This window comes from Lentibacillus amyloliquefaciens, assembly GCF_001307805.1.
Lineage (GTDB): Bacteria > Bacillota > Bacilli > Bacillales > Amphibacillaceae > Lentibacillus > Lentibacillus amyloliquefaciens.
Genome location: NZ_CP013862.1, coordinates 3,658,468 through 3,683,812, shown reverse-complemented (window position 1 = coordinate 3,683,812; position 25,345 = coordinate 3,658,468). Strand labels below are relative to the sequence as shown.

The following is a 25,345-nucleotide window of genomic DNA, read 5'->3' as shown; positions in this document are numbered from 1 at the left end:
ATGAACTTTTTAAACTTCATCCAATACATATATATCACGTCCGGCGCCCATCCCAAAAACCATCACCAAAGCGGCTACACCGAGCAGCGTGATCAGCGGTATTGTCCATAACTGGGTCAGGTCGTATAAGTAGCCAATAAACATCGGACCGACTGCAGCCAGCGTATAACCAAAAGCCTGAGCCATCCCGGAAAGTGCTGCAGCATCGCGGGCATTACGGGCGCGCATCCCGAGAAAAGCAAGTGCCAGTGCAAACGTTCCACTTAATGTAATACCAATAAGGATGGTGCTGATCATCATGACAGGAAACGACTCACTAATCAGCAGTCCGCCGTAGCCGCCAAATGCACAGAGAAACATAACCACTACGATTCCTCGCTGTGATTTTAACCGTCCGGCTGCCACCGGCACGATGAAACTGGCCGGGAGCCCCACAAACTGAGCAAACGACAACATCCATCCCGCTGCAGCCATCGTTAAGCCATTATCATGCAAAATTTCCGGAAGCCATGAGATGGTCACATAAAACAAGAATGACTGGAAGCCCATAAAACAGGCCACTTGCCAGGCAAGCGGTGATTTCCACATTCTGTTGCCGCTCATACTCGCAAGTCTGATCCCGCCGTCATCTTGGGATTTTTCTTTTCCGGAAAGATATACCCAAACAATGATCCCCAAAACAGCCGGGATTGCCCAGACTAACAAAGCGAGCTGCCACCCCATACCAAGCCCTTGAGCAAACGGGATGCTCAGACCGGAAGCAGACGCTGCAAAGACGCCCATCGATGTTGAATAGACGCTCGTCATCAACCCAACTTTAGCCGGGAATTTTTCTTTAATCACACCCGGCAAGAGTACATTTAAAATGGCGATCCCGAATCCGACGAGTAATGTACCGGTAAACAAAAGAGCCATGATTGACATGGAACGGATAGAGATCCCTAAGAAAAGCAGAATAAGACCTGCTAATAACATCCGTTCATTGGAATAGCGGTTCCCCAGTCTGGGTGCCAGCGGTGATGTGAGCGCAAATGCAATCAGCGGCAAACTGGTCAGAATGCCCGCACTCCAGTTAGACAAGCCAATATCATCACGTATAATTCCGATCACAGGCCCGACTGACGTAATGGCGGGCCGAAGATTAAATGCAACAATAACAATTCCCGCTACAAGCAGGAATTGGTACAATCTTTTCGAATTATCGTTAACCATCCTCATATATCCCTTCTAAAACAATGCATATCAGCAAATTTGGCTTATCGTTGCATCTTTCAGCTATAAGCTTTTGCTTCCATCAGGCAAATCGGAAAATTTTTTCCTATCATATTCTATAAAATCTATGTCTAATATAGCACACTCGGTCAACTGAAGAAAAAAAGAGACACCTGTCGAAAAACAAGTAGTTGACTTACTGTGGAGAAAGCTCAAAATTATCAGTATGTTTTTCTTGTGAAATAGTAAGGTTTTTAGACCGTTGTTAACAAATTAATTAACCAGGAAATTCACTCAGTGAATCTCTCCACCTAATTGAAGATTTTGATGGAGCTTCCCCACTGTACAACCTGGTTCTATCATTTTTTCAAGAAACGAAACATTTCCATTTCAAACCTTTATCCACTGTGACGAACAGTGAAAACTGAAGGACCTTACCTTTCTTTTATCTTACATATTTTCCGCTCTTTTCTTGCGATATTCCGTTTGCACAGCTTCATCAGTAGATGGATAGGTTCTTTTAACAAAAATAGATATGATAATCGCAATAAGCGACAAAACAGCAATAACTAGAAAAGCAACGTTTACGCCGTGAATATCAGGGTTTGAGATTGTTGGGACTTGTTGGGCGTTTTGTGCCGTCATCGTCATGATTGTAACAAGGATGGCGGTCCCCACGGATGCTGCGATTTGCCGCATCGTATTATTCATAGCCGTACCGTGCGGAATCAATTTTTGTGGCAATTGATTTAAACCTGCTGTCGTTACAGGCATCATAACCATCGAGAAGCCAAACATGCGAACTGCATACATGACAATCAGGAACGTGAGCGTCGTTGTTGTACCCAGGAAGCCAAAGGCCAAGGTGGCACCAGTCATAATAGTCAAACCAACAATTGCTAACAAGCGAGCTCCAATCCGGTCAAAAATTCGTCCTGTAATCGGAGACATTAATCCCGAGATAAGAGCGCCGGGTAGTAGAACGAGTCCGGATTCCATAGCTGTGAAATCTCGCATGTTCTGCATATACAGCGGGATTAAGGTTTCCGATCCGATCAACCCAAGGAACGAGATCATGCCAATTACGGTTGTAATCGTAAATGTGCTGTATTTGAATACCCTGAATTCCAGCATCGGTTGCCGCATGCGTAATTGCCGCATAATAAAGACTGCAAGGGTAAGGATACTAACTGCAAGAATAGCAATGGTTCTTCCGCTATCCCATCCATAGTTTCCGGCACTTGAGAAACCAAACAGAAGTCCGCCAAAGCCGACGGAAGATAGGATGATCGATGGAAGATCGAGTTTCGGATACGTGAGCTCTGTAACATTCCTTAATATGAAATAAGCAATAAAGATAATTAAAATAGCTAAAGGTAAAATAAGTAAAAATAAAAACCTCCAAGACAAATGCGATGTCACCCAACCGGACAAAGTCGGTCCAATAGCTGGCGCAAACGATATAACGAGTCCAATGTAGCCCATCGCTGCTCCTCGTTTATTAACAGGGAAAATTAACAGGAAAACCGTCTGCATGAGTGGCATCATAATCCCGGCTCCGGCTGATTGAATAATTCTTCCTACTAACAATATGCTGAAGTTCGGGGCAAGCCCCCGACAATCGTTCCGACCGTGAATACACTCATTGCCGTCATAAAAAGCTGACGTGTTGTAAACCGTTCGATCAAAAATGCAGTGACAGGGATCATGACCCCATTGACAAGCATAAAGACAGTAGTCAGCCATTGAGCTGTATTAGCTGAAATATTCATTTCATCCATGATTGGAGGAATAGCTGTAATCATAAGCGTCTGATTTAAAATCGCAATGAATGAACCCGCGAGCAATAGAGCGGCCATTAACGTTTTGTTATAAGGTTGCGTCGTCATTTATATTCCCTCTTCTTCTTTCAATAAAATATATCATTCAACTGTCAAATTATACTCGGTGTGAGGAAAGCTTACAACCATTTAATTCATCGACTTTGCCATATCTCCCCCCTTTCTTGCCTATCAAGACCTAAACTGTAACAAGTCATAAAAAAACGATACATATTAGACATGGCTAATGTATCGCGCTTTTATATTTTTTTCCACAATCAGCGTCCTTCAAGGAAGTACCCTGCTTATTCGAGAAGTGCGCCTGATTCGTATAGTGAATAACCAATTATTAAATCATACCTTTTCCAAAAGGAGTAGCTCCAGCCTTCGTTTTGCCAACTCCACCTGTACTTCAACCTTCATGACCTGTCATTGACGCATGCAGAAGTGTTGACGGAATAGTTTCGGAAAATGACACCTTCCCCTTGCACATATCGACCAGGATATTGAAATAATAGTCTAACTCTTAACAGTTGGAGGAGTAATACTTTCCATAAGTCACAAAAAATAAAGTGAATCTTCAAGCAGTGGGAGTTTTCTTTCTTCCCCCACTGATTGTTAGATGAACGAATCGGACATTTACCGGCAGCCATCCCCCAACCTATGAGTGGGGACAATCTATATAAATTGCCATTACATACATTTTTTATTTGCCAAATAAACTCTGTGACTTTTTTGGCATTTAACTCATGATAAAGATCCCTTTAAACATTGTGATATCATTGATTAAAACCATGGACGGTCACTTCTACTCGACGGTTTTTCTGTCTACCTTCAGGGTTATCGGAACCATCATTATTTGTATTTTGAGCAATTGGTTCTGAAGCACCTTTTCCTTCAGCGGTCATACGTCCCTCTTCAACCCCTTTGTCGGCTAATGCGTCAAGAACAGCATTCGCCCGGTCCTCGGACAGTTCTTGGTTATAGCTATCTTCACCTTTACTGTCTGTATGTCCAACGATTGTTACTTCATCATCATCGGTTGTCTCTATCACTTGCACGAGTTGTCCAATAACTTCATCAGCTTCAGAACGTAATTCACTCGAATCAAAATCGAACAAAATATCTTCAGGCAGCGTTAACTTTGCACCATCCTCCGTTCCCACGGCATTAAATTCCGTCAACGTCTCCATCACTTCTTTTTCAATACTGGAATCAATATCCATGCTACTTTTGAAAAAAATGGACCCTATTGACATTTGCGTTATATTAAATTCCGACTTCGGTATATTTTCTTCCTGACCAGAATCGTTTTCGTCATTCTCTATGTTGTCAACCGTTGCCGCATCATTTTCATCGTTTGCTGTATCCTGCTCATTCGTTGATTCATGATTATTTTCTCCAGCATTCGTACAAGCCGAAAAAAATATCACACATACAATAAGAACAAAACTTAAATTAATCTTTTTATAAATGGAATGCAATGAGGATACTCCTCTCCACATATGAATTAGTTACTACCATTCAATTTCAATATCTTCAAAATTAAATTGAGGTTCTACATTATCAGGATTAAATCTTAACGTTAATGATTTGGCATCGTCTTGAATTCTTCCCGCAAAACTAACAGTTCCAGTAACTTTTTCTTGATCCTCAAGCTGTATTCTATCTGTGTCTTCATCAGCAACATATCTATAGTCATAACCTGTATCATCCTGCAACGTGATACCGCCTAAATCGGAACTTTTTGCTCTGCCTGCACTCGCTAGATATTGGGAAAATCCAGAATGATTCTCGGCATTAAAATCTACTGAAATATGGTCTTCTTTAAAGGCGATTTGCTCAAGCGTAAAAGTAACACCTTCCTCGTGTTGAATTTGTTCATCTATTTCAATGATCTCAGGTAGATTATTGTCATTTGCAGAAGCACTATCGTCAGAAGAGCTTGATTGTTCGTTATCATCATTTGTTTGATCATTTGAACTTTGGTCGTCATTTAATACAGAGTCAGTTTCATCATCGTCATTCTGTGCGTCATTTGAATTTGACTCATTCCCGTCATTATCTTGATTACTCACCTCATTTTCATCTTCTTTCGATTGAGCTGATTCCTCTCCGTTATTTTGTGCATCATTTTCATTACTTTGATTGCTACAGGCAACAGCGACAGATAATGTAAAAATGAATGTTAAACATAACAGAAAAATACGTTTTGGCATAAAAATCCTCCTATTTTTTGGTTAATATATTACTCTTATACATCAATTTTGCTCATTTGTCGAAAAAATAAAGCTTTATTCATTTTTTCTTTTGATATGCTATGCAACGAACGCGCCAGTTAACGCAAGAAGAAATTAACTTCCATTAGCGTTTAGTTCACATACTATTTCTTACTAAGCAGCGTGCTATTCGACGCAAAGACCGCCTTTCAGAACGTTACTCTTCCTCATTCGACTCCTCGACATAACCCTTCAGTATTAGAAAATTAAACTGCCTGAGCTTTACCAAAATTGTGTGACCTGCCCACATTTCATTTGAGTCAGGAACGTTTCGCACCGATTAAATGGCCCTATTTAGCGGGTCACACTATTAGATTAGCGCAACCATTACCTGAAGAATAAACCTTATCTTTTCTCCAAACTTTTAGTAAGTCTTATAAACCAATATAATACCACCCAAGGAAAAATAAACTTCGTAGCCCACTCTATTAATTTTGGAACTAGGTATGATGCATTTACGCCTATAAAATCAAGAGCAAACCAAAGTGCCAATAAAATCACTATAGTGATAATAATATTTGTTACAAATGTATCCATTTGTTTTGATCGCTTTGAAAGTGCACGAATCGCTAACACAATTAATGCAACGATTGCTGCTAAAATAATAAGAAAAATTAACTGAAATATAAAATCGACCCACATAATTTCATTCATAAGGAACCCCCACAGTTTATATACTCTAAGTTTAATACATTGTATCAAATTATCCTATTCAAGCATTTTCGTTAAAATGGCTTTTAAGCTTATTCACGAGTCTTTTTTCTTTTCATAGCCATCAATTCTAGGTATAATGTAGGAAAAGTTTTGCATATAGTAATAAGACCACAGCAGATACTGTGGTCGGTTAAGCTGTTCCTTCAGTGGTTCGGCTTTTCATGAATAGACCTCTCTTTTATTCCGTTGCAGGGTTTCGAGAGGTCTATTTTCTGTTAATCATTTCCACGATTAACGCCAACAATCCAACTAACAAGGTACCGAAACCAATCAGTACCATAAACACTTCAAACATACCCAAAAGCCTCACCCCCTTTAACAGCAGAGATATGTCAGCCGCAGTGCCCGTCTGAAAGAACAGCCCTTGGTTGGTAGTATAGCACAAAATAACCCAAAAATGCGAACAAATGTTTGTTTTCATTCCGTTCATATTTTGCTCAGCCTTTAGAATCATTTTCATTTGTTAGAATTTTTGATGCTGCGGTCACTAGCGGGTATAAAGGAAATGAATTGTATGTTTGTATGATGTAATATATGCATCGGGATGAGGGGGCTTGTAATTCATTTAGGGGATAAAACGTTCAAAAACACTAGCGCCCTCCTCTCAGCAGGCTGAGGAAATGAAAAAAACGAGCATCCACTGTAAGAATGCTCGTTTATTATTAAAGGGTAAGTTATCCGCCTGCTACAATGTGAAAGCCGGAATCAACGTGAAGCACTTCGCCTGTAACGCCCCGTGCCAAATCGCTCAGTAAAAACAGAGTTGCATCACCGACTTGGTCCTGATCAACCTGGCGGCGAAGCGGTGCTTTTTCTTCAACAACCGACATCTTATCATTAAAACCGGAAACACCCTTTGCTGATAAGGTTCGAATTGGACCCGCTGAGACCGCATTGACACGAATGCCGTCTTTCCCGACATCTTCAGCAAGGTAACGCACGCTTGCTTCAAGCGCTGCTTTGGCTACCCCCATTACATTATAATTCGGCACAACACGTTCTGCCCCAAGGTACGTTTGTGTAACGATGCCGCCGCCCTCGGTCATGAATTTTCTTGCTTCCCGAGTGACCGCAGCCAGTGAGTAGGCACTGATATTTTGTGCTGTCAGATATCCTTCACGCGACGTGTCAGCATAATCGCCTTTCAATTCATCCGTATTCGCGAATGCAACTGAATGAACAAGTCCATGAATTATATCGGCCTGATCACCAACTTCCTGAAATGCTTGCTTGATGCTTTCATCATTTTCTACATCACAGGATACGATTAACTTGGCTTCGATCCCGTTTTTCTCCAACAGCTTTTCCAGTTTTTGTTTGGAACGCTCCTGACGATAAGTGAAAATCAAATTCGCACCGGCATTATAAAGTGACCTCGTAATTCCCCAAGCGATACTCCGATTATTTGCCACTCCCATCACAACAATATTTTTATCTTTTAATAGTGCAGTCATATATGTACCTCCAATTTAAGGGATATGTTTTATAATTATAATGTAGCACAATTAGGACCAGGTTTTAAATGGGAATAAAAAAATAAAGCCTGCCTGCTGCAAGCTTTGTTATTCGATTCCTGCCTCTTTCCCCAGCATTGTAACACGTGCTCTGGTATCCAGCAGCTCATTATTATAATCGTTCAGCTTATAATCCAGTTGCGCACATCGTTGCCCATCTTTTTCATTTCTGTCTCTATATTGCTAGTCCTATTTTCCAAACTTTCCATTCTATTTTCCAGATTTTCCACTCTACCATCTAATTTGCTCAAACTTTCCTTAACTTCGCCAACGTCCTTTGACACTTCCTGAATCGCAACGAACAGGTCCTGCATTGTCACTTCGCTCATTTCATTGGCCTCCATCTTTTGATAGATTTATCCCGCATGTAATGGACAGTAACCCGCCCAGGAACGGCGGTTAACTGTCCCTAAATGTCCGATTCGTTTATCTAACGATTCACTTTATCATCTCATCACCACTCAAAACCAACAAATGGAGATAATATGAAATTACCATTGGAAACAGGCTGTAAAAAGTTAATTATTCTAAAACCAATTAGAATTTCCACTATGAAACAAGCCATTTCGCCAATTTGCTTCATTTTAAATGTTTTCTATCATGCGTCCTACCAGTGCTTCCTGATAACCGGCTTTACCTTTCTTGCGCATAGCATCGGCAACTTCCAGCAAATCCGCATGGTTTATTCGATTAAGTTTTTCAAGCCGCTCCTCAGAGAGTTCCTTCACCGTATAGCTGTCAGTATCCATATGCCACAATTTCACATAGTCTTCCGAAAACCTGTCCAGCAGACGATGTATTCCATTTCACTAGCTGATCAAGATCCTGATGCAGCTGATCTTCCGTATATTCCTGAAAGCCGTCCAGATCCTTCAGGTGTGCTAAAATCTCTTCGGGAAAAAGAAACTCACGCATCCGCTCATGCTGTATATAAAAATAACGTAGGATGGCCCGGTAGCTCCAGGCTTTATTCGCTGTTAGATAGGAGGCTTCCTGCACTTTTTTAAAAGGCTGTATCTGCATGTTTATCACTCGCATTTTTCGACTTTTTTTATTGTACGTCCGCCGCCTTTATCTGTCTAGTTTCGCCAATTCGAGTAAGTTTTTTCATGTTATGGGCTATGAACATCACTTAATCAAACGGCAATAATTCAAACAAAAAAAGGATGCCCAGTCGTAATAATGCCTGGACACCCTTTTAAATTCGTTATTGATTAACCTTTGATGGCACCTTCTGTCATACCTTTTGCAATCCGCTGCTGGAAAATTGAATACAAAATAATGACCGGAACAATCGCAAATACGAGACTTGCAAATAATGTTCCCCATGCGTTTGTATACTGTGCTTCACTGCTGATAAAATCAATCGCAAGTGCCAGTGTATAATTTTCCTCACTTTGCAGAAAGATTAATGCCATAAAATATTCGTTCCAGAACTGAATCGCGTTCATGATCGTCACGGTTATGATACCGGACATGGAAAGCGGTGTAATGATTTTCCACAGCACCCCATACGGTGACATGCCGTCCATAGCCGCTGATTCTTCGAGCGATTTTGGTATCGTACTGATAAAACTGGTGAGCACGAAAATCGAAAACGGCAACTGGCTGATGGCATACACGATCGCAAGGCCGAATATATTATCCAGAAGATTAAACTGCCCAAGGAGGAAGAATAAAGGAATCCAGCCAAGCACCATCGGAATCATCATCGCTGAAACATATAACGTAAACAGGAAATTACTACCTTTAAAGCGCATCCGCTCAAGAGCATATGAGGTCGGAATTGCCAGAACGAGCGTCAATGCGGCACCGACTACTGTAACTATTAAACTATTAAACACACTCGTGTCAATATTATATTCCGACCATGCTGTGATGAAATTCTGGAAATTCCAGGTTTCCGGAAATCCCCACGGGTTGGCATATATTTCAGCGTTCGATTTGAACGAACCGATGAACATCCAAATAATTGGGTACAGCACCGCGATTGACCACAGTATCAATGGAATCCGAATGCCGAATCTTGATATCATTTGACCTACACTTCGTTTCATGGCGTCTCATCCTCTATCATTAATATTCCACCTTGTCCCGGCGCAGCAGCAGTTGCAGGAACAATACGGTTATCAGTGAAAACACCAGAATCATGACACCAATTGTTGCACCATATCCGAAGTTGTACTGCTGAAATGCCTGCTGATACAAATACGACCCCATTACATGTGTTGCGTTATTCGGGCCGCCTCCGGTCATAACTTGAACAATGATAAAGGAGCCGTTTAACGTTGTAATCACGATATACAGGATAGAAATTTTAATTTGAGGCCATACAAGCGGTAACGTGACTTTCCAAAACTGCTGCCATTCATTTGCCCCGTCAATCCGCGCCGCTTCATAATAACTTTTGGAGATGTTGGCAATCCCCCCCATTAACAGCAGCATGAAGAGACCGATACCAGCCCAAATCGACGGTAAGACAAGACTTGTCAATGCCCAGTTTTCATTCCCCAGCCATGCTCTTGTCCAATTTTCCAGGCCAAGAAATTCAAGTGCTGAATTGACCAAACCCAAATCAGGATTGTAAATAAATGCCCATAAAATACCAATGACAACGACAGACATAATATTCGGGAAGAAAAAGATAATCCTATAAAATGGTGCTTCCTTAATTTTTAACTGTGTCAGTGCCACTGCTATAAACATTGCCATAATCATAATTCCGATTACTTTTGTAATAACAAGGAAATAATCATGCCAGATGGTTGCAGGAACAATCTCATCATTGAATAGTTGTTTGTAATTATCAAAACCTACAAATTCTTTTGCCTGTGAAGCACCTGACATTTCGAAAAAGGAATAATACAGCCCGCTGAACAATGGGTAAAGAGTAAAAATGCTGAACATAATAAATGTAGGAACCAGGCAAAATGCTAAAAATAGGTATTTTTGTTTTTTAGATTGTACCATTCAATCACTCTTTCCAATTAAATAAGGGTGGCACTGGAACATATTTAAAACGGCCAACTCTAATGAGACACAATACACTCCTTGAGCGTAGGAAATATACGAAGACTCCTGCGGGAGAAAAGGCATTGGTGAGACCCCCGCAGTGCGTATGCACGAGGAGGCTCACCAGCCGCCCGCGGAAAGCGAAGTATATTTCCGCAGCGACTTATATAGACTAGCCTTTCTATTTAGTTCGGCTTTTTCTTTAATAAAACTCTTTTGTCCCAGCCCCACGGTTTCATTGTTTATTGACTTTCACGATACTCAGCAGCCGCTTGTTCAGCTTCTTCAACAAACTCTTCTGCCGTGATATTGCCAAGCATCAGCGAAACAAGTGAATCACTAATCGGCGTTTCCAAATCGGCACTCATTGGATGAGGCTTGTGATAGATTTGAGCTTGTTCCGGATCGTTGATCATTTCGTTTGCATCAATCAAGTATTGCGGTACGTTTTCGTTTGAAGACAAGTCTACACCCTGAAGGTTCATGATGGCACCTGTGTGTTCAGAGAATGACTTGGCATATTGTTTAGTGAACACAAACTCAACAAATGCTTTGGCCGCTTCAGGATTTTCCGCCTCCTCAGCAATCGCCAGCGGACGCAAATCCGGTACGACTGCCATTGGCTCACCAGCATCGTTCATCGGTGATGGAATAAAACCATACTCTAAATTCTCAGGCTTGTCGCCTTCCATTTCATTTGGAAGCCAGAATCCAACCGGAATATAGGCGTTATCATGAAGCAGGAAGTTCATCTGTGACTGTGTGTGGTTAATTGCAGCAAACCCTTCATCGATGTAGCCTGCCTTTTGCATTTCCTCTACTTTTTTCATAACCTCAAGTACTGTATCACTCGACCATGCACCTTCAGCTCCCGTGATGACGTCGTTTAATAGTTCATCACCGCCGGCTGCTCCAAATGCCGGATACAGCATACCGCGCAAGAAGTAGTAAGGATGCTGCCCTGTCGTTACAAATGGTGAAATACCAGTATCTTCCTGAATCTGCCCCATTGAACTCATGAAACTTTCAAAATCTGATGGTACTTCCCAGTTGTTTTCCTCAAACCATGCTTTATCATACCATGTGCCCCACGAGTCAAATACGAGCGGCAAGCTGTATACACTGCCATCAAAATCGGACGGCGGTACAATGAAGCTATCCATTAGTGGTGTGCCATCCACCTCGATATCCTGAACCCAATCGGTAAGGTCCATCAACTGGCCATCCTCAACCATCTGAGTCTCACTTGATCCAGCACCATCGATGTAGACAACATCAGGCGGATCACCGGATACCCAGCGCGATCTCATTTCTTCATTAATGTTTGGACCGGCATGTTCTTTAATCTCCAGATCAGGATGCTCTTCCTGGAAGTCACCAATCACTTCTTTCCACCAGGAGTCGCCATATCCGCCAACGAAGTACTGAATCTCAAGTGTTCCGCTTAACCCTTCACCATCACTTGCTTCCCCTGTATTATCGCCACTGTCATCCGTTGACCCTTCCGATGAACCGTCGTCCGAACAGGCGACTGCTATCATCAGTAAGGCAACCATCAGAATAAGGACGAAAGGGTTTTTCAGTAATCGCTTCAAAATAATTTTCCCCCTTTGTTTAATTAAAATATATGAAACACATTAACAGTTCATGTGACTATTAATGTTGCCTCAGACATTGGAATTAAGCGCATGTGCAATCGCATCACGAACATATCCATTACTCATTTTGATTGCTTCTTCCGCTTTTTGGTATGAAACACCCCCTTTAATCATGACAATGGCAGGTTTTACCTGATTATGCGTTAAGGCAAGCGTCTGATCAGCTTCATTGTAATCGCAATCAGTAATTTCCATAATGATGCGTCTTGCCCGCTCCATTAATTTTTGATTGCTGGCATGGACATCCACCATCAGATTTTCATAGACTTTCCCGAGTTTGACCATCGTTGTTGTGGTGATCATGTTCAAAATCATTTTATGCGCGGTTGCAGCTTTCATTCGGGTTGAGCCTGTCAGCACTTCCGCACCGACAACGACTTCGATTTCTGTATCAGCAAACTGACTGATCAATGAATGGTCATTGCAGGATAACGAGACAGTATAAGCACCAACTTTTCCGGCATGCTTTAACGCACCAATCGGGTAAGGTGTTCTGCCGCTTGCAGTGATGCCCACCACAACGTCTTTATTCGTTATGTTTCTGGCTTTTATATCGTTGATGCCCTGAGATTCCTCATCCTCAGAACCTTCGACCGCTTTGAAAAAAGCACCGGTTCCACCAGCCATGACCGTTTGAACTGTGTCGAGAGATGTCATGAATGTTGGCGGGCATTCTGATGCATCGACTACTCCAAGTCTGCCACTCGTTCCGGCACCGACATAAAACAGGCGGCCGCCCTGTTGTAAAGCACTGTAAATATGTTCAATGGCATCATTTACCTTTGACAACACCGTTTCAACAGCCATTGCAACCTTTTTATCCTCTTCGTTGATCACATTTAAAATTTCCATCGTTGACATTTGATCCAATGTCATACTTGTCTCATTGCGTTGTTCAGTCGTTAGCTTTGCCAGTTCCATATCTATGAATCTCCTTGCCCCTAAGAATAATAAAACGCTTTCAAATCAAAGGTCATTCTAAAAGTTCGGTAGCAATGACGCATCGGTGCTTCTAGTTGACTTGTTTCTCCTCTGCTCGAAACTGCAGCGCCTCGAACTTCTCGGTCCTTGTTTCCCCGCATATAATGATCAGTAACCCGCCAGAAAACGGGGCTAACTGACCATAAATACCCGATTCTGTTCAACTAACATTCAACGGAGAAATCATTCCGCTGAATGAAGTTTCACTTTATCCTCCTTTTTGAGCACACATTTTAAAATTTTCACACTATAATTTGTTTTCAGTATAGGCCTTTTAAATTATTTTGTCAATATTACTTATAGTAATTTGTAATATTATTTCAAAATGCTTAAACTTGTCTCTTCATCAGGGCTGATATTGCTTTTCTTGTTTCATCAAGATGTTTGATAGTATCTTCGTATTCGTTTGAAGCTATCACCATCAGAAGGATATCAATTACGTGAAGTTGAGCCATCCTTGAAGATGTCGCACCGCTTCTGAATGTTGCTTCCCTTGCAGCGGACGTATGTAATTGAATATCCGAAATATCGCTGACTGGCGACTTACCTGATTTTGTAATGCTGATTGTTATAGCATGTTTGCTTTTTGCCAGTTCCAGCAGTTCTATAACTTGTTTTGTTTGTCCCGAAAAAGAAATCCCCACAACGACATCATCAGGTCCTTTATTCGCAATAGCTGTCGCCCCCATATGCACATCGGAAAAAGCCTGAACAAATTTATCAATTCTTGTAAACTTCTGCTCTGCATCCTTAGCCGCAATGAATGATGCACCTACACCAATTAAGACAATTGATTTTGCCTCAGTAAGCGTATTGGCAGCATTTTTCAAATCAGATGCGCGCATGATATCCACGGTCTCTGTAATCGTTTGAATCGTATTTGATGTCATTTTTTCGATTAAGTTTTCTGTTTTATCATTCGGCTCAATATCCCGAAAGTCCTGTTCTCCGTTTTTTTGCAGATCACCGGCAACCCGTATCTTTAATTCCTGGAAACCCTTAAGCCCGAGCGATTTGCATAGCCGGATGACCGCTGCACTTGAGGTGCCGCTTTCTTTTCCTAAAGATACAGCTGTCAGCATAATGGCCTCTTCCGGGTTTTTTAAAATATATTCGGCCAACTTCTTTTCTGACGGCGGCAGGGCATGAACCCTATCCTTTAAAATTGTCAGTCCGCCTTTGACTTGTGACAATCCGATCGCCTCCTAATAGGTTGAAATAAAATTTCGGATTAGAGTTTCATCTATGCGATTATTTTCCATTAATAAAGCACCAATGATCGAACCGCCGACCGGTGCCATTTCAGGATTGACCATCGTTAGCTGCCGGTCGTTCTGAAGTTCTTTTTCCAGCATGTCCGGCAGTATTGTTTTATCCCGAAATACACCGCCGCATAAAACAGCATACACCGCTTCTTCAGGTTGGTAAAGTTTTGCTTTTAACGTCCTGATGCTGCTGCCCAATTCTTTTACGGTATTTTTAATTATTTCCCGGGCTGCTGTATCATGTTGTCTATAAGCGTCGAATACCAATTTGGCAATCGGTGAAATCTCACTTTTCGGAGATGGAGAGGCATAAACCTTCTGGATAAGATTATAAGGATTGTCAATACGGAAATGAGCACAGATCATTTCAAGCAGCACTGTCTCTTTAGTGCGTCCGTCAAACGCTTTTAAAGCTGCTGTGATTCCTGCTTTGCCCATGTCATAGCCGCTTCCTTCATCACCAAATAAATAACCCCACCCTCCAACACGATCACGTCTTCCATCAGCGTTGATGCCAAATGTTATCGAACCCGTTCCTGAAATCTGTACTATTCCAGGCTTGCCCCACGTACCGGAGTAAAGTGCATTAATGGCATCAGGCTCAACTTGGACAACTGTATCCTCAGGAACAAGCCCTTTCAGCATATCTGTCAGCATCTGAACAGCTTTGTCATTTCCCGCTCCTGATATCCCGGCGAATAAACTGGTGAGGTATTCAAAAGCATCATTGTTTTGCTGTTTCAAATCCTGCATCAGCTCGAAAAATGTCTGATGAATTTCCTTTTTCTCAACGACATTCGGATTGACGGGGCCTGCAGCTGATTTTGCTGCAACTCTGCCATCTGCACTTGTAATGACAGCAACTGTCTTGGTTCCACCCCCATCAATCCCGACAACATATTTCATATTCTCCCCAGCCTTTCTCGTTTTCTTTGTTTTATCGTATAAAACTTATAATCTTTTAACAAGTTTTTTTAAAAATGGCTGTATTCTAAAAGGGCGTTGTTTTTGACACAAAATCCATGAAGTGCGAACTAACATTAAAATTGAGTTGGTGTGTTGTCTACCGCTTCGGAAATACACTCTGCGCACCTTAGGGCGGCTGGTGAGCCCCCTCGCGCTGAAGCGCTTCGGTGTCTCACCTATGCCTATGCTCCCGCTGGAGTCTCCGTGTATTTCCTTCGCTAAGGTTGTTTGCTTCAATACTATTATGGAACAGTGATCACTTCCCAGCGCAGGCAATCTACGAAGACTCGGGTCAGAACAGCCACGTGTCCGAAGACGCCTCCGAAAAGCGGTCTTTGCTTTTCAAGGTGGCTGAGGCCGTGCCCATGGAAAGTGAAGTATATTGCCGAAGCGGCTTTTAAAACTTAACGAAAATAGAATGAGATTTTTCATTGGTTCGCACTTTACATCAACTACACAATTTAGGTCTTTTGAATTATAGTGAAACTCATTCAGAGCAATTGGTTTTTATTCCTAAAGGCGAAATTCGCAGCGTCCTCGAAACAGGAAAGCACTTTTTCTTCGTGCGATGCATCGATGCAGCAGCCCCCCGAAACCTGTATCTTGCAGGTCCGAACCGAATTGGTATTAATGGACAGTTTCATGCATCATGTTAGTGCTTGTTTCATATAATGGAACAAGCTTTGACGGCTTCATGGTTTTTTGCTAATGTTATAGACACGTTTTATAAAGCGATTACAAATAGAAAGGAGCGTTACCATTGAAAGCAATCACTTCATTTTTTGATCGGATTGTCCAGCGATATTTGCCTGATGCTTTTCTATTCGCCATCATTCTGACAATCATTGTTTTCCTGTTAGGCATGGGCATCATGGGCAGTTCACCGGTTGAAATGATTGATTACTGGGGCACCGGCTTCTGGGACTTACTTACATTTGCCATGCAGATGTCACTGATTGTCGTTACCGGGTACATTCTGGCCAGTACGCCTTTGGTCAGGAATATTTTAAAAAAGATCAGTACACTTGCCAACACGCCGGGACAGGCAATTTTGCTGGTTACATTTGTCGCTTCGATTGCTTGCCTTATCAACTATGGTTTTGGATTAGTCGTCGGTGCACTGCTTGCCATTCACGTTGCTCGCCGTGTTGCCTCAGTTGATTACCGTTTACTGATGGCAAGTGCGTACAGTGGTTTTCTCCTGTGGCATGGGGGTCTTTCCGGATCTATACCGTTGTTAATTGCAACGGAAGATCATTTTTTAATGAATTCGATTGGGTCAGTGCCCGTAACGGAAACACTTTTCAGCAGCTTTAATCTATTTATCGTTCTGTTTCTGCTTTTAACATTGCCATTTTTAAACTGGTATTTGATGAGAGCCCGGGGTCCTTTTACAAACACCAATGCCTCAACCTGGGACACGAAAGAATATGAAGATGACGAAGAAGAACCGTCATCGCACGAACCGGAGACACCCGCTGAAAAGCTGGAAAACAGCCGGATCATTTCACTGGTGATCGGTCTGATGGGTTTGGCGTTCATCATTTATCATTTCGTCCAGAATGGCTTCGACTTGAATCTCAACATTGTAAACTTTACTTTCCTGTTCATGGGGATCCTTTTTCATAGAACACCTCAGCGCTTTTTGAACAGTGTCTCCAAAGCTGTTAAGAACGCTGGCGGCATCATCATTCAGTTCCCGTTCTATGCAGGTATTATGGGAATGATGGTTGAATCAGGTTTATCACAGGAAATGTCAATGTGGTTTGTAAGTATTTCAAATGAAATGACTCTGCCGTTATTCTCGTTCATTAGTGCCGGTATCGTTAACTTCTTTGTTCCATCCGGCGGCGGACAATGGGCGGTCCAAGGTCCAATCATGATCCCTGCAGCGCTTGAGATCGGTGCAGATACCGCTAAAACAGCAATGGGGGTTGCTTGGGGTGATGCGTGGACAAATATGATTCAGCCGTTCTGGGCATTGCCGCTGCTGGCAATTGCCGGCTTGAAAGTCCGTGATATTATGGGCTTTTGTGTTTTGATTCTATTTTACAGTTTTATTCCCATTTCGATTGGCCTATTATTCTTTTGAATTAAAAAACACCGGTGCCGCAATTGGCACCGGTGTTTTTTTATGTCGGGAACCGTAACCTTAAGTATTCCTGAAAAAAGCGTCAACCGGATTCAGCATCACTTTTCGGCTCCGCTTTTTCTTTTCCAATGACTTGTGCAACCCCAATGCCGGCAATAATCATGACCGAGCCTATCAAAATACTGGCGGTCAATTCCTCATCAAGAATCAGCCAGCCGAAGAACAGCCCAAATACCGGAACAAGCAGTGTTGACAATGTAGCCGTGATCATATCAATAACGCTCAGGAGTACGAACCAGACTGTGAAACATAAGGCTGAGGCCAGGACTCCGGTGAATAATATGTAAAATATACTTTCACCATTCAACTTAACAGGTCCGCCCCATTCAGCAAACAGCGTTGCGATAAATATGCCGAGTGTTCCAAACAGCATCTGATAGGCTGACACCTGTAATTGGGTCATCCCTTCCAGTTTCATCCGATAGTATACATTCGCTCCGGCCCATGAGACTGCTGCCACAATAATTAGCATTTCACCAAAAATAATCGCCGGGTCCTGTACAAAAAAGATGTCCCAGCCCAAAATTGTGATCAAGCCAGCCATACCGACCGCAAGACCGAGCACTTTGCCCGGCGTTATTTTTTCACCCAGGATTTTTACAGCAAAAATACTGCTCCACAATGGCATTGAATAAAGAAGAACAGATGATTTGCCTGCATCGACAAACTGCATCCCATACATGACAAATGTAAAAACAATTGTTGTCTGCAGCACACCGACGACGATCAGATGTTTCCACATGCTTCGCGGCGGCTTGCCTGACTTCAATAACCATACAGCAATCAATAATGTTGCGGTTCCTGTTCCAAAACGGAAAGCCGAAAACGTGAACGGCCCCATAAAATTTAATGAGGCTTTCATGAAAACCCATGCATAGCCCCAAATGAGTGTGATCAGCAAAATTAAAAGCCCAGCAGACCATTTATTCCGCCGTATGAAACCCTCCATAAAACAAAACCTCTTTATCTGGCATAATACTACCAGTATAGTAATTTCCAATTCCGGTAGCAACTAACACACTTTCTAAATCTTAATACCTGTTACTATTGTCATGTTCATTCCAACTTTCCCAACTTTTTTAAACCCTTTGTTGCATGGACGCACGAACTTTATCGAATTATGATGAATATACGCTATAAGATTCCCCCTTTTAGCGCAACTGCCAGGTGTCCCTTTCCTGATCGGGACACCCCCTTTTTATTTGAGAATGCTAGAACGCCTTAACCCTTTTAACGTCGCAATCTCAAAATTTATGTTTTAAAATTTTTGCATAAGGGTAAATTAATAAATGTAATGCTTTTTATTACCCCCTCTTAATAAAGTGAAACTGCAATCAGTGGTGTTTTTCCCACTGATTGTTAGTTGAACAGAATCGGACATTTAGGGACAGTAAACCGCTGTTCTTCGGCGGTTTACTGTCTATTACATGCGGGATAAAGTAAAACAGAAGGCTTGCTGTCTATAGTGGCAGCAAGCCTTCTGTTTTACTTTATTGATTTAGCTTCTATCATTTTGCAAAAAACTTCAGCAAATTTCTGACATCTGAGGATATCTTCATTATCCGGTTCAAGTTCTACAATCAGCCGCTCAGGAACAAGGTTTGCCTGCTTTTCCTCCAAGCGGTCACCCATTAAATTTGCCGCACCGCCAAATGTCGGATAAAAGGACTCCCCTGACCCAAACACACCAGCAGGCATACCGGTAATGTCTGTTTCGTCCAGCTCTTCGTAGAAATCTTCCACTTCAAATGGCAATGTGCCGTCATCCCAGGAATAGGTCCCGACAAGAATGCCATCAAAGCTGGTGAGTTTTTCCACATCGATTGGATCCATTTCAAATGTTTTGGTCACAACGCTATGTCCCCGTTTTTCCACCGTTTCCTTCATAATATTTGCCATCGCTTCTGTATTGCCGGTCATGCTGGCATATAACAGCAGGACTTTTCCCATTGTACATCCCTCACAAATCTAAAGCTTTCTATCATTATTTTAATGTTACTCACCAACTGTTTCAATTTTTCAGGAAGGCGACCTGGTTAATGGTTCTATGATTGCGGACAATATTGTTTGTATTTGCGGGCACACAAGTCAATTGGTTTGCTTGAAGTTAGATAATCGTTCAAAATAAACTATAAATCCCATATTTTTTCTTAGCCACCACCACCCATCTTTTTCATTAGCTGCAAATTTTAAATTGTGTTAGTATGGCTGAATTATAGAAAACATAAAGTGAATCTTCAATCAATGGAGGTCTTAGCCAGTTACATGCGGGATAAACCAAGGCTGATTGAAAAAACAAGACGTACATTTATCTCCTGTCTCATATATTTTAAATTGGACAACATAATAAAAGATATATCTTAAGAATGGAGGAAATATCCTATGGTGTCTGAAAATAAATCCCCAATAAACTAATCCATGAACAATCACCATACCTCCAGCAGCATGCTTACAACCCTGTTAATTGGTATGCGTGGAGTGATGAAGCATTTAAAAAAGCCAAAAAAGAAGACAAGCCAATCTTCCTTTCCATCGGTTACAGCACTTGCCATTGGTGTCATGTCCTGGCACATGAGTCATTCGAGGATGAGGAAGTTGCAGGCTGGTTGAATGAACATTATGTTGCGATTAAAGTCGACCGGGAAGAGCGGCCTGATATTGACTCGGTCTACATGAAAGTATGCCAGATGATGACCGGACAAGGCGGCTGGCCCCTATCCATTTTTATGACTCCGGAGAAAGTACCCTTTTATGCGGGCACGTATTTCCCCCGTGATAGCAAATATGGCATGCCAGGTTTTATGGATGTCATCACTCAGCTGCATGAAAAATATCGGGAAGATCCAGATCAAATCTCGAAAGTGACCAAAAGCGTGACGGACGCACTCAAGAAAACCGTGACAGCCAAAAGCGAAAATCGCCTGACTAAAGACATGACCGACAAAGCGTTTGAACAGCTGGGCAAACGGTTCGATTTCACAAACGGCGGTTTCGGTTCTGCTCCAAAATTCCCGACACCACAAAACTTGCTGTATTTGCTCAGGTACTATCATTTCACAGGCAAAACCGCAGCACTGAAAATGGCGGAAAGCACGCTGCAAACGATGGCGAAAGGCGGTATTTACGATCATATCGGATTCGGCTTTGCCCGCTATTCCACCGATGAGAAATGGCTCGTTCCGCACTTTGAGAAAATGCTTTATGATAATGCCTTGCTGCTGATGGCCTATACCGAATGCTATCAGATTACCGGGAATCCGCTATATAAAACAATCAGTGAGCAGATTATCACGTTTGTGACAAGTGAGATGCAAAACCCGGGTGGTGGCTTCTACTCAGCAATTGATGCTGATTCGGAAGGCATTGAAGGCAAATATTATGTATGGGAACATGATGAGATTTTCAGTGTTCTTGGTGAAGAGCTGGGCACCCTCTTTACGACTGCTTATGGCATGACGCCGGAGGGTAACTTTGAAGGCAAAAATATCCCGAACCTCCTGAATACTGACATGGAAAAAATCGCAGCGGATAATGATCTGAGGATATCGGTTCTTTATCAGAAATTGGAGGAATCCCGCAGAAGTTTGCTCTTAGAACGCGAGAAACGGGTTTACCCGCATGTGGATGACAAAATTCTAACCTCATGGAATGCGATGATGATAGCTGGACTCGCTAAAGCCGGCAAGGTTTTCGAGAATGACGCATACACAAAAATTGCAGAGAACAGCATGCAATTTATCGAACAGAATCTGATTCAGGAGAATCGAGTTATGGCCCGTTATCGTGACGGCGATGTTAAATTTAATGGGTATCATGATGACTACGCTTTTCTGCTATGGGCTTACAGCGAATTGTACGAGGCAACTTTTTCCTTGTCGTATCTGAAACAAGCACAGACGATTGCTGATGACATGATTGATTTATTCTGGGATACTGACGAAGGCGGATTTTTCTTCAATGGACATGATAGCGAAGAATTGTTATCCAGGGAAAAACAAGTTTATGATGGTGCGCTCCCATCCGGAAATGGCGTTGCATCAGTTATGCTCGCTAAAATGGGCTATCTGACCGGTAAAACAGCCTATCTTGATAAGCTCGAGGAGATGTACTATGCCTTTTATGATGATATAAATGAGGTTCCGGTCGCAGGTATCCAGTTTATTCAGAGCCTGCTCCTGATGGAAAACCCGACAAAAGAAGTCGTTGTGCTTGGAGATGCAAATCCATTCACAACTGAGTTAAAGCAGACATTCTTGCCTGATGTGACGCTGCTTGCCGGTAAGAACACCAAAGAATTGGCTCAAGCCGCGCCATTCACCGCTGATTATAAACAGCTGAATGGTGCCTTGACAGTCTATGTCTGTGAAAATTTCGCCTGCCATCAGCCGACTACGGATACTGACCAAGCTTGGGAATTTATTCGAAAAGACCGCTGATGTTTTTGAGCTTCAGCGGTCTTTTTGTGAACTTTAGCGATTCCATTATGAACTTCATCATTTCCATAAAACTCAATTGCGATATGTTAAAATGATGGTAATTATATTCTAAAAAGGAGCGTCCCTCATGCAAAAAGTTAAAATGAACGTGCAGACCATGTATCACGGTGACCTTCTCCGTGCAGGCAAAGTTTATAAAGTGGACGAATCGACTGCTGAAAAATGGATTGTCAGCAAATTAGCAGAAAAAGTCGAAGAAACGTAACAATCATATAGCTTTCTATCAAATCGGAAGGTATAATAGAAAAAAGGAGGTGAAACGAATGAATGAACAGCGCTTAGAACACATGGAAGATATGCTTTCCCAGCTCATCTCTATGGTTGGCGGCATGCGTACCGAACAAGCTGCGATGAAAGAACAATTAAACGGAATCGTAAAGGAACAGACTGAAATAAAAACACAGTTGAGCAGCGTCGTAAAAGACCAAGCTGCTATGAGAGAAGAATTAACATCAATAAAGACAGAGCAATCCTCAATGAGAGAAGAAATGACATCTATGAAAACGGAAAATGACAGACGTCACCGTGAAACTATGGATGAATTTAAAATCTTCCGAGCCGATCAGGACCACATCTGGAGTAAAACCGTCCAAAACGAACGTGACATTGCCCAATTAAAGCATCGATTTTCTAACTAATACCTCTCAATTTTGATAAGACATACAGACTTCAAAACAAAACCCTCATATCATGTCCTCTAACAACATATACAAGGGTTTTCATCTACTATGAATGGTCACCTGTTTGCAAAAAATTCCTCAGCTTCATCCAAGTATTTTTCCTGTTCAGGTGTCATATCATATTCTTCAACAATCGCATCAACCGGGCACACTGAAACACATGCGCCGCAATCAATGCATATATCCGGATCTATGTAAAATTGTTCCGGCCCTTCTTCGATACAATCAACCGGACAAACCGTTACACACTCGCCTGATTTTTCACCGCGGCACGGATCTAATATTACAAAAGCCACGCTTCTCCCTCCTTCCAACTGTAATATAATGATACACGATACCGCGAGTACAAGTAAACTGTCCCGGAGAATTACGTCTCAAAATACAAATGATAATGCAGTGCACATCCCGGATTAAAAGCTGCATCACAATACGGACAACAATAACTGCTGTTTAGGTACCCATTTATTGTAAGTTCATGACGACAGTTTCCACAAAGAATGGCCTTCTCGTTAAACTCACTAAGAGGCCACACCTTTCGATTGCCGCAACCATATTCCTCATGGCACTTAATACATGAAAAGTACTTCCCGCAACAATAAAATTTAATGGCAATCCGGTCATTATGCTGATGATAATGTTCACACCGCGTTTCGTCATCAATGGCGCCAATTACTATCATGGTATATCCTCCCATTGCTTTACAAACCAGTTTAGCATAAAGCGAAACTTCATTCAGCGGAACGGTTTTCCCCGCGAATGTTAGTTGAGCAGAATCAGGCTTTTATGGACAGTAACCTGCCGTTCTTCGGCAGGTTACTGTCCATTACATGAGTGGAAAAGTGAAATTTCATTCAGCGGAGCGGGTCTGCCAGTTACATGCGGGATAAACAATCGGACCTCACCAATAAAGATGTTCTTTAGAAAACTTGGCTTATCGCCAAGCTTTAATGACGATAAGCCTAAGTTGCACTTATGCAGTAAGAAAGAATTTATACTTTCTTAACTGCTAAAATAGATGAAGCAGACAAATGACTGCTTCGTTCTCACATTACATACTAAATATTTTAATCATTCGGTTTCTCTTTTAACTCCTCACCATTCTTTCCTTCATAACGCAGCCCCCAGCCGGTCAATGCTGCAACGAGCATGATAATGAACAGGAACCAGCCTTGGAAGACGAATGGGAAGACTGCATTCGGCTCAACGATCGGAAGCCAATTATATGATTGCTCTTTCATCGTTTGAATGGTTGACCAGCCCAACAACACCGGTGCTCCCCACGGAAATATATAGCCCAATGCTGATGTCACAGCATCAAGCATATTGGCCATTCGGTAGCGGTGAATTTTGTACTTGGTACCGATTTCTTTCACAAATGGCGCTGCCGCAATTTCAGCTGCCGTGTTAATGGTAATTGAACTATTCAGTAATGAAACAATCGCCCATATCGATACCTCGGCTTTGCGGACAGAGTTTTGAATCCATTTGACCAAGCCTTTCGTGATGGCTGCCATTGTTCCGCCCAGTCTCAACAAATGAGCTGCCCCCACTATCAAGAGAATTAGGATCGCCATATTAAAGTAACCTGTTAAACCAGAAATCAAGGCACCTTCGACAACAGCATCAGAATCCGGATTGAAGCTTAAAATATCACCAAACGTTCCCAAATCTAACAATAGAATCAGCGGAATGGCCGATATTATTCCCCATGTCAATGAGGTCAGCAGATGATGACCGGATAAAGCAAGGATAAGTACGATCGCGAAAGGCACAAGCATAATCAGCCCGCTCGCATTGACTGATTCAATTACGGAGCTTACAGAAGTCTGACCGGCTGCGGCACTTCCGCCGCCGCCAAATATGGCAAATAAGATGACCGCCGGCACAGCAGCGACGATTGAATATTTGAAACGGCTCCGTACAACACCGGGCACATCAGCATCCTGTGTTGTCGCTGATACGATTGTCGTATCGGAAACCGGTGCCAGGTTGTCACCAAATACCGCTCCGGCCAAAATAGCTGCAAACATAAATGTCGGATCAGCGCCTACAGCAACACCGGCCGGGTACATTAGTGTACAAAATGCAACGGTTGTCCCGTACCCGGTACCAACGGCTGTTGAAAAAGTTGCTGCCAACAAAAATGTTAATGCAACAAACATACCGCCTTCAACACCTGTTACTGAACCAATCCAAACCAGTCCTTCAACCAGTCCGCCAACCTGTAGAACCTGCGCGAACATGCCGGCATAAAACCATGCCACCATTGCGATGACACCAACAGGCTGGGCTAATCCGTCAAACAACCCCTGTGCATAGTCTTCCCATTTGCTTTTACACAACAAGAGCCCAAGCGTCAGGCCAATGATAGCTCCCAATACAAGTGCAACCTCAGATGATAGTTGCATCACACTGATTGTAATTGCCCAGACAACAAAAAACAGTAAGGGAACTGCCGCCCCGAACGGACCGAGCCAGAAATCCAACTTCTGGACAGTCTTATCCCCGGTCGCCTTGTCTAATTCTTCGTTATTTGACATTCTCGCTCCCCCTACATCATAAATAGTGAATTTTGAATCTTTATACAGTTTATCAC

22 protein-coding genes and 2 pseudogenes are annotated in these 25,345 nt (G+C 42.3%); 4 read left to right on the top strand and 20 right to left on the bottom strand.

Annotation, left to right across the window (positions count from 1 at the left end):
* Positions 1 to 9: 9 nt before the first annotated feature.
* The 16 genes and pseudogenes from AOX59_RS18130 to AOX59_RS18060 form a co-directional block, all read right to left on the bottom strand.
* Positions 10 to 1,212, bottom strand: coding sequence for a CynX/NimT family MFS transporter (locus tag AOX59_RS18130; RefSeq protein WP_068447710.1), 1,203 nt, complete (start codon positions 1,210 to 1,212; stop codon positions 10 to 12).
* Between the two features lie 450 nt (positions 1,213 to 1,662).
* Positions 1,663 to 3,101: pseudogene (locus AOX59_RS18125) on the bottom strand (DHA2 family efflux MFS transporter permease subunit).
* 710 nt (positions 3,102 to 3,811) lie between these two features.
* Positions 3,812 to 4,516, bottom strand: coding sequence for an OmpA family protein (locus tag AOX59_RS18120; protein ID WP_068447708.1), 705 nt, complete (start codon positions 4,514 to 4,516; stop codon positions 3,812 to 3,814).
* 33 nt (positions 4,517 to 4,549) lie between these two features.
* A complete protein-coding gene (locus AOX59_RS18115) occupies positions 4,550 to 5,251 on the bottom strand; it encodes a hypothetical protein (protein WP_068447706.1) in 702 nt (233 codons plus the stop codon).
* Between the two features lie 405 nt (positions 5,252 to 5,656).
* Positions 5,657 to 5,965, bottom strand: a complete 309-nt coding sequence (locus tag AOX59_RS18110; protein WP_068447705.1) for a hypothetical protein — start codon at positions 5,963 to 5,965, stop codon at positions 5,657 to 5,659.
* 265 nt (positions 5,966 to 6,230) lie between these two features.
* A complete protein-coding gene (locus AOX59_RS18105; protein ID WP_169792837.1) occupies positions 6,231 to 6,485 on the bottom strand; it encodes a putative holin-like toxin in 255 nt (84 codons plus the stop codon).
* Between the two features lie 214 nt (positions 6,486 to 6,699).
* Entirely contained in the window at positions 6,700 to 7,479 is a 780-nt protein-coding gene (gene fabI, locus AOX59_RS18100; protein ID WP_068447702.1) for an enoyl-ACP reductase FabI, read from the bottom strand.
* A 182-nt stretch (positions 7,480 to 7,661) separates the two neighbouring features.
* A complete protein-coding gene (locus AOX59_RS18095) occupies positions 7,662 to 7,868 on the bottom strand; it encodes a hypothetical protein (protein WP_068447700.1) in 207 nt (68 codons plus the stop codon).
* A gap of 255 nt (positions 7,869 to 8,123) precedes the next feature.
* Positions 8,124 to 8,288 carry a hypothetical protein gene (locus AOX59_RS19375; RefSeq protein ID WP_082684261.1) on the bottom strand — a complete coding sequence of 55 codons (165 nt, stop codon included), beginning with the start codon at positions 8,286 to 8,288 and terminating at the stop codon, positions 8,124 to 8,126.
* Positions 8,289 to 8,319: 31 nt separating this feature from the next.
* Positions 8,320 to 8,562, bottom strand: a pseudogene (locus tag AOX59_RS18090) (DUF2397 family protein); the annotation flags it as partial.
* 191 nt (positions 8,563 to 8,753) lie between these two features.
* Positions 8,754 to 9,596 (bottom strand): carbohydrate ABC transporter permease, encoded by an 843-nt coding sequence (locus AOX59_RS18085; protein WP_068447696.1) that lies wholly within the window; start codon positions 9,594 to 9,596, stop codon positions 8,754 to 8,756.
* A gap of 19 nt (positions 9,597 to 9,615) precedes the next feature.
* Positions 9,616 to 10,509, bottom strand: a complete 894-nt coding sequence (locus tag AOX59_RS18080; RefSeq protein WP_068447694.1) for a carbohydrate ABC transporter permease — start codon at positions 10,507 to 10,509, stop codon at positions 9,616 to 9,618.
* 284 nt (positions 10,510 to 10,793) lie between these two features.
* On the bottom strand, positions 10,794 to 12,107 hold the full coding sequence (locus AOX59_RS18075) for an ABC transporter substrate-binding protein (RefSeq protein WP_068448458.1): 1,314 nt from the start codon (positions 12,105 to 12,107) through the stop codon (positions 10,794 to 10,796).
* Between the two features lie 111 nt (positions 12,108 to 12,218).
* Positions 12,219 to 13,130, bottom strand: coding sequence for an N-acetylmuramic acid 6-phosphate etherase (murQ, locus tag AOX59_RS18070; RefSeq protein WP_068447690.1), 912 nt, complete (start codon positions 13,128 to 13,130; stop codon positions 12,219 to 12,221).
* Positions 13,131 to 13,519: 389 nt separating this feature from the next.
* Entirely contained in the window at positions 13,520 to 14,383 is an 864-nt protein-coding gene (locus tag AOX59_RS18065) for a MurR/RpiR family transcriptional regulator (protein WP_237049319.1), read from the bottom strand.
* A gap of 12 nt (positions 14,384 to 14,395) precedes the next feature.
* A complete protein-coding gene (locus AOX59_RS18060) occupies positions 14,396 to 15,361 on the bottom strand; it encodes an N-acetylglucosamine kinase (protein WP_068447689.1) in 966 nt (321 codons plus the stop codon).
* Between the two features lie 820 nt (positions 15,362 to 16,181).
* Here AOX59_RS18060 and AOX59_RS18055 point away from each other — a divergent pair.
* Positions 16,182 to 17,513: a short-chain fatty acid transporter gene (locus AOX59_RS18055; RefSeq protein WP_068447688.1), complete on the top strand. Its 1,332-nt coding sequence runs from the start codon at positions 16,182 to 16,184 to the stop codon at positions 17,511 to 17,513.
* An 82-nt stretch (positions 17,514 to 17,595) separates the two neighbouring features.
* Here AOX59_RS18055 and AOX59_RS18050 read toward each other — a convergent pair whose 3' ends face one another.
* Entirely contained in the window at positions 17,596 to 18,522 is a 927-nt protein-coding gene (locus AOX59_RS18050) for a DMT family transporter (RefSeq protein ID WP_237049318.1), read from the bottom strand.
* A gap of 536 nt (positions 18,523 to 19,058) precedes the next feature.
* Positions 19,059 to 19,523, bottom strand: coding sequence for a flavodoxin domain-containing protein (locus AOX59_RS18045; RefSeq protein ID WP_068447685.1), 465 nt, complete (start codon positions 19,521 to 19,523; stop codon positions 19,059 to 19,061).
* A gap of 449 nt (positions 19,524 to 19,972) precedes the next feature.
* Here AOX59_RS18045 and AOX59_RS18040 point away from each other — a divergent pair, with 449 nt between their 5' ends.
* The 3 genes from AOX59_RS18040 (at position 19,973) to AOX59_RS18035 (ending at position 22,707) form a co-directional block, all read left to right on the top strand.
* Positions 19,973 to 22,009 carry a thioredoxin domain-containing protein gene (locus AOX59_RS18040; RefSeq protein WP_068447683.1) on the top strand — a complete coding sequence of 679 codons (2,037 nt, stop codon included), beginning with the start codon at positions 19,973 to 19,975 and terminating at the stop codon, positions 22,007 to 22,009.
* 127 nt (positions 22,010 to 22,136) lie between these two features.
* Positions 22,137 to 22,274 carry a hypothetical protein gene (locus tag AOX59_RS20080; RefSeq protein ID WP_169792891.1) on the top strand — a complete coding sequence of 46 codons (138 nt, stop codon included), beginning with the start codon at positions 22,137 to 22,139 and terminating at the stop codon, positions 22,272 to 22,274.
* Between the two features lie 58 nt (positions 22,275 to 22,332).
* Positions 22,333 to 22,707: a hypothetical protein gene (locus AOX59_RS18035; RefSeq protein WP_068447681.1), complete on the top strand. Its 375-nt coding sequence runs from the start codon at positions 22,333 to 22,335 to the stop codon at positions 22,705 to 22,707.
* A gap of 98 nt (positions 22,708 to 22,805) precedes the next feature.
* Here AOX59_RS18035 and AOX59_RS18030 read toward each other — a convergent pair whose 3' ends face one another.
* Both AOX59_RS18030 and AOX59_RS18020 read right to left on the bottom strand, forming a co-directional pair.
* Entirely contained in the window at positions 22,806 to 23,045 is a 240-nt protein-coding gene (locus AOX59_RS18030) for a ferredoxin family protein (protein WP_068447679.1), read from the bottom strand.
* Between the two features lie 768 nt (positions 23,046 to 23,813).
* Positions 23,814 to 25,289, bottom strand: coding sequence for a Na+/H+ antiporter NhaC family protein (locus AOX59_RS18020; RefSeq protein WP_068447675.1), 1,476 nt, complete (start codon positions 25,287 to 25,289; stop codon positions 23,814 to 23,816).
* Positions 25,290 to 25,345 lie beyond the last annotated feature (56 nt).

Excerpts from the sequence above, each read along its gene's own strand:
- AOX59_RS18095 (WP_068447700.1), bottom strand. The coding sequence starts at position 7,868 with ATGAGCGAAGTGACAATGCAGGACCTGTTCGTTGCGATTCAGGAAGTG.
- AOX59_RS18035 (WP_068447681.1), top strand. The coding sequence starts at position 22,333 with ATGAATGAACAGCGCTTAGAACACATGGAAGATATGCTTTCCCAGCTC.
- AOX59_RS18045 (WP_068447685.1), bottom strand. The coding sequence starts at position 19,523 with ATGGGAAAAGTCCTGCTGTTATATGCCAGCATGACCGGCAATACAGAA.
- AOX59_RS18050 (WP_237049318.1), bottom strand. The coding sequence starts at position 18,522 with ATGGAGGGTTTCATACGGCGGAATAAATGGTCTGCTGGGCTTTTAATT.
- AOX59_RS18080 (WP_068447694.1), bottom strand. The coding sequence starts at position 10,509 with ATGGTACAATCTAAAAAACAAAAATACCTATTTTTAGCATTTTGCCTG.
- AOX59_RS18020 (WP_068447675.1), bottom strand. The coding sequence starts at position 25,289 with ATGTCAAATAACGAAGAATTAGACAAGGCGACCGGGGATAAGACTGTC.
- fabI (WP_068447702.1), bottom strand. The coding sequence starts at position 7,479 with ATGACTGCACTATTAAAAGATAAAAATATTGTTGTGATGGGAGTGGCA.
- AOX59_RS18085 (WP_068447696.1), bottom strand. The coding sequence starts at position 9,596 with ATGAAACGAAGTGTAGGTCAAATGATATCAAGATTCGGCATTCGGATT.
- AOX59_RS18115 (WP_068447706.1), bottom strand. The coding sequence starts at position 5,251 with ATGCCAAAACGTATTTTTCTGTTATGTTTAACATTCATTTTTACATTA.
- AOX59_RS20080 (WP_169792891.1), top strand. The coding sequence starts at position 22,137 with ATGCAAAAAGTTAAAATGAACGTGCAGACCATGTATCACGGTGACCTT.
- AOX59_RS18075 (WP_068448458.1), bottom strand. The coding sequence starts at position 12,107 with ATGGTTGCCTTACTGATGATAGCAGTCGCCTGTTCGGACGACGGTTCA.
- AOX59_RS19375 (WP_082684261.1), bottom strand. The coding sequence starts at position 8,288 with ATGGATACTGACAGCTATACGGTGAAGGAACTCTCTGAGGAGCGGCTT.
- AOX59_RS18105 (WP_169792837.1), bottom strand. The coding sequence starts at position 6,485 with ATGAAAATGATTCTAAAGGCTGAGCAAAATATGAACGGAATGAAAACA.
- AOX59_RS18060 (WP_068447689.1), bottom strand. The coding sequence starts at position 15,361 with ATGAAATATGTTGTCGGGATTGATGGGGGTGGAACCAAGACAGTTGCT.
- AOX59_RS18110 (WP_068447705.1), bottom strand. The coding sequence starts at position 5,965 with ATGAATGAAATTATGTGGGTCGATTTTATATTTCAGTTAATTTTTCTT.
- murQ (WP_068447690.1), bottom strand. The coding sequence starts at position 13,130 with ATGGAACTGGCAAAGCTAACGACTGAACAACGCAATGAGACAAGTATG.
- AOX59_RS18130 (WP_068447710.1), bottom strand. The coding sequence starts at position 1,212 with ATGGTTAACGATAATTCGAAAAGATTGTACCAATTCCTGCTTGTAGCG.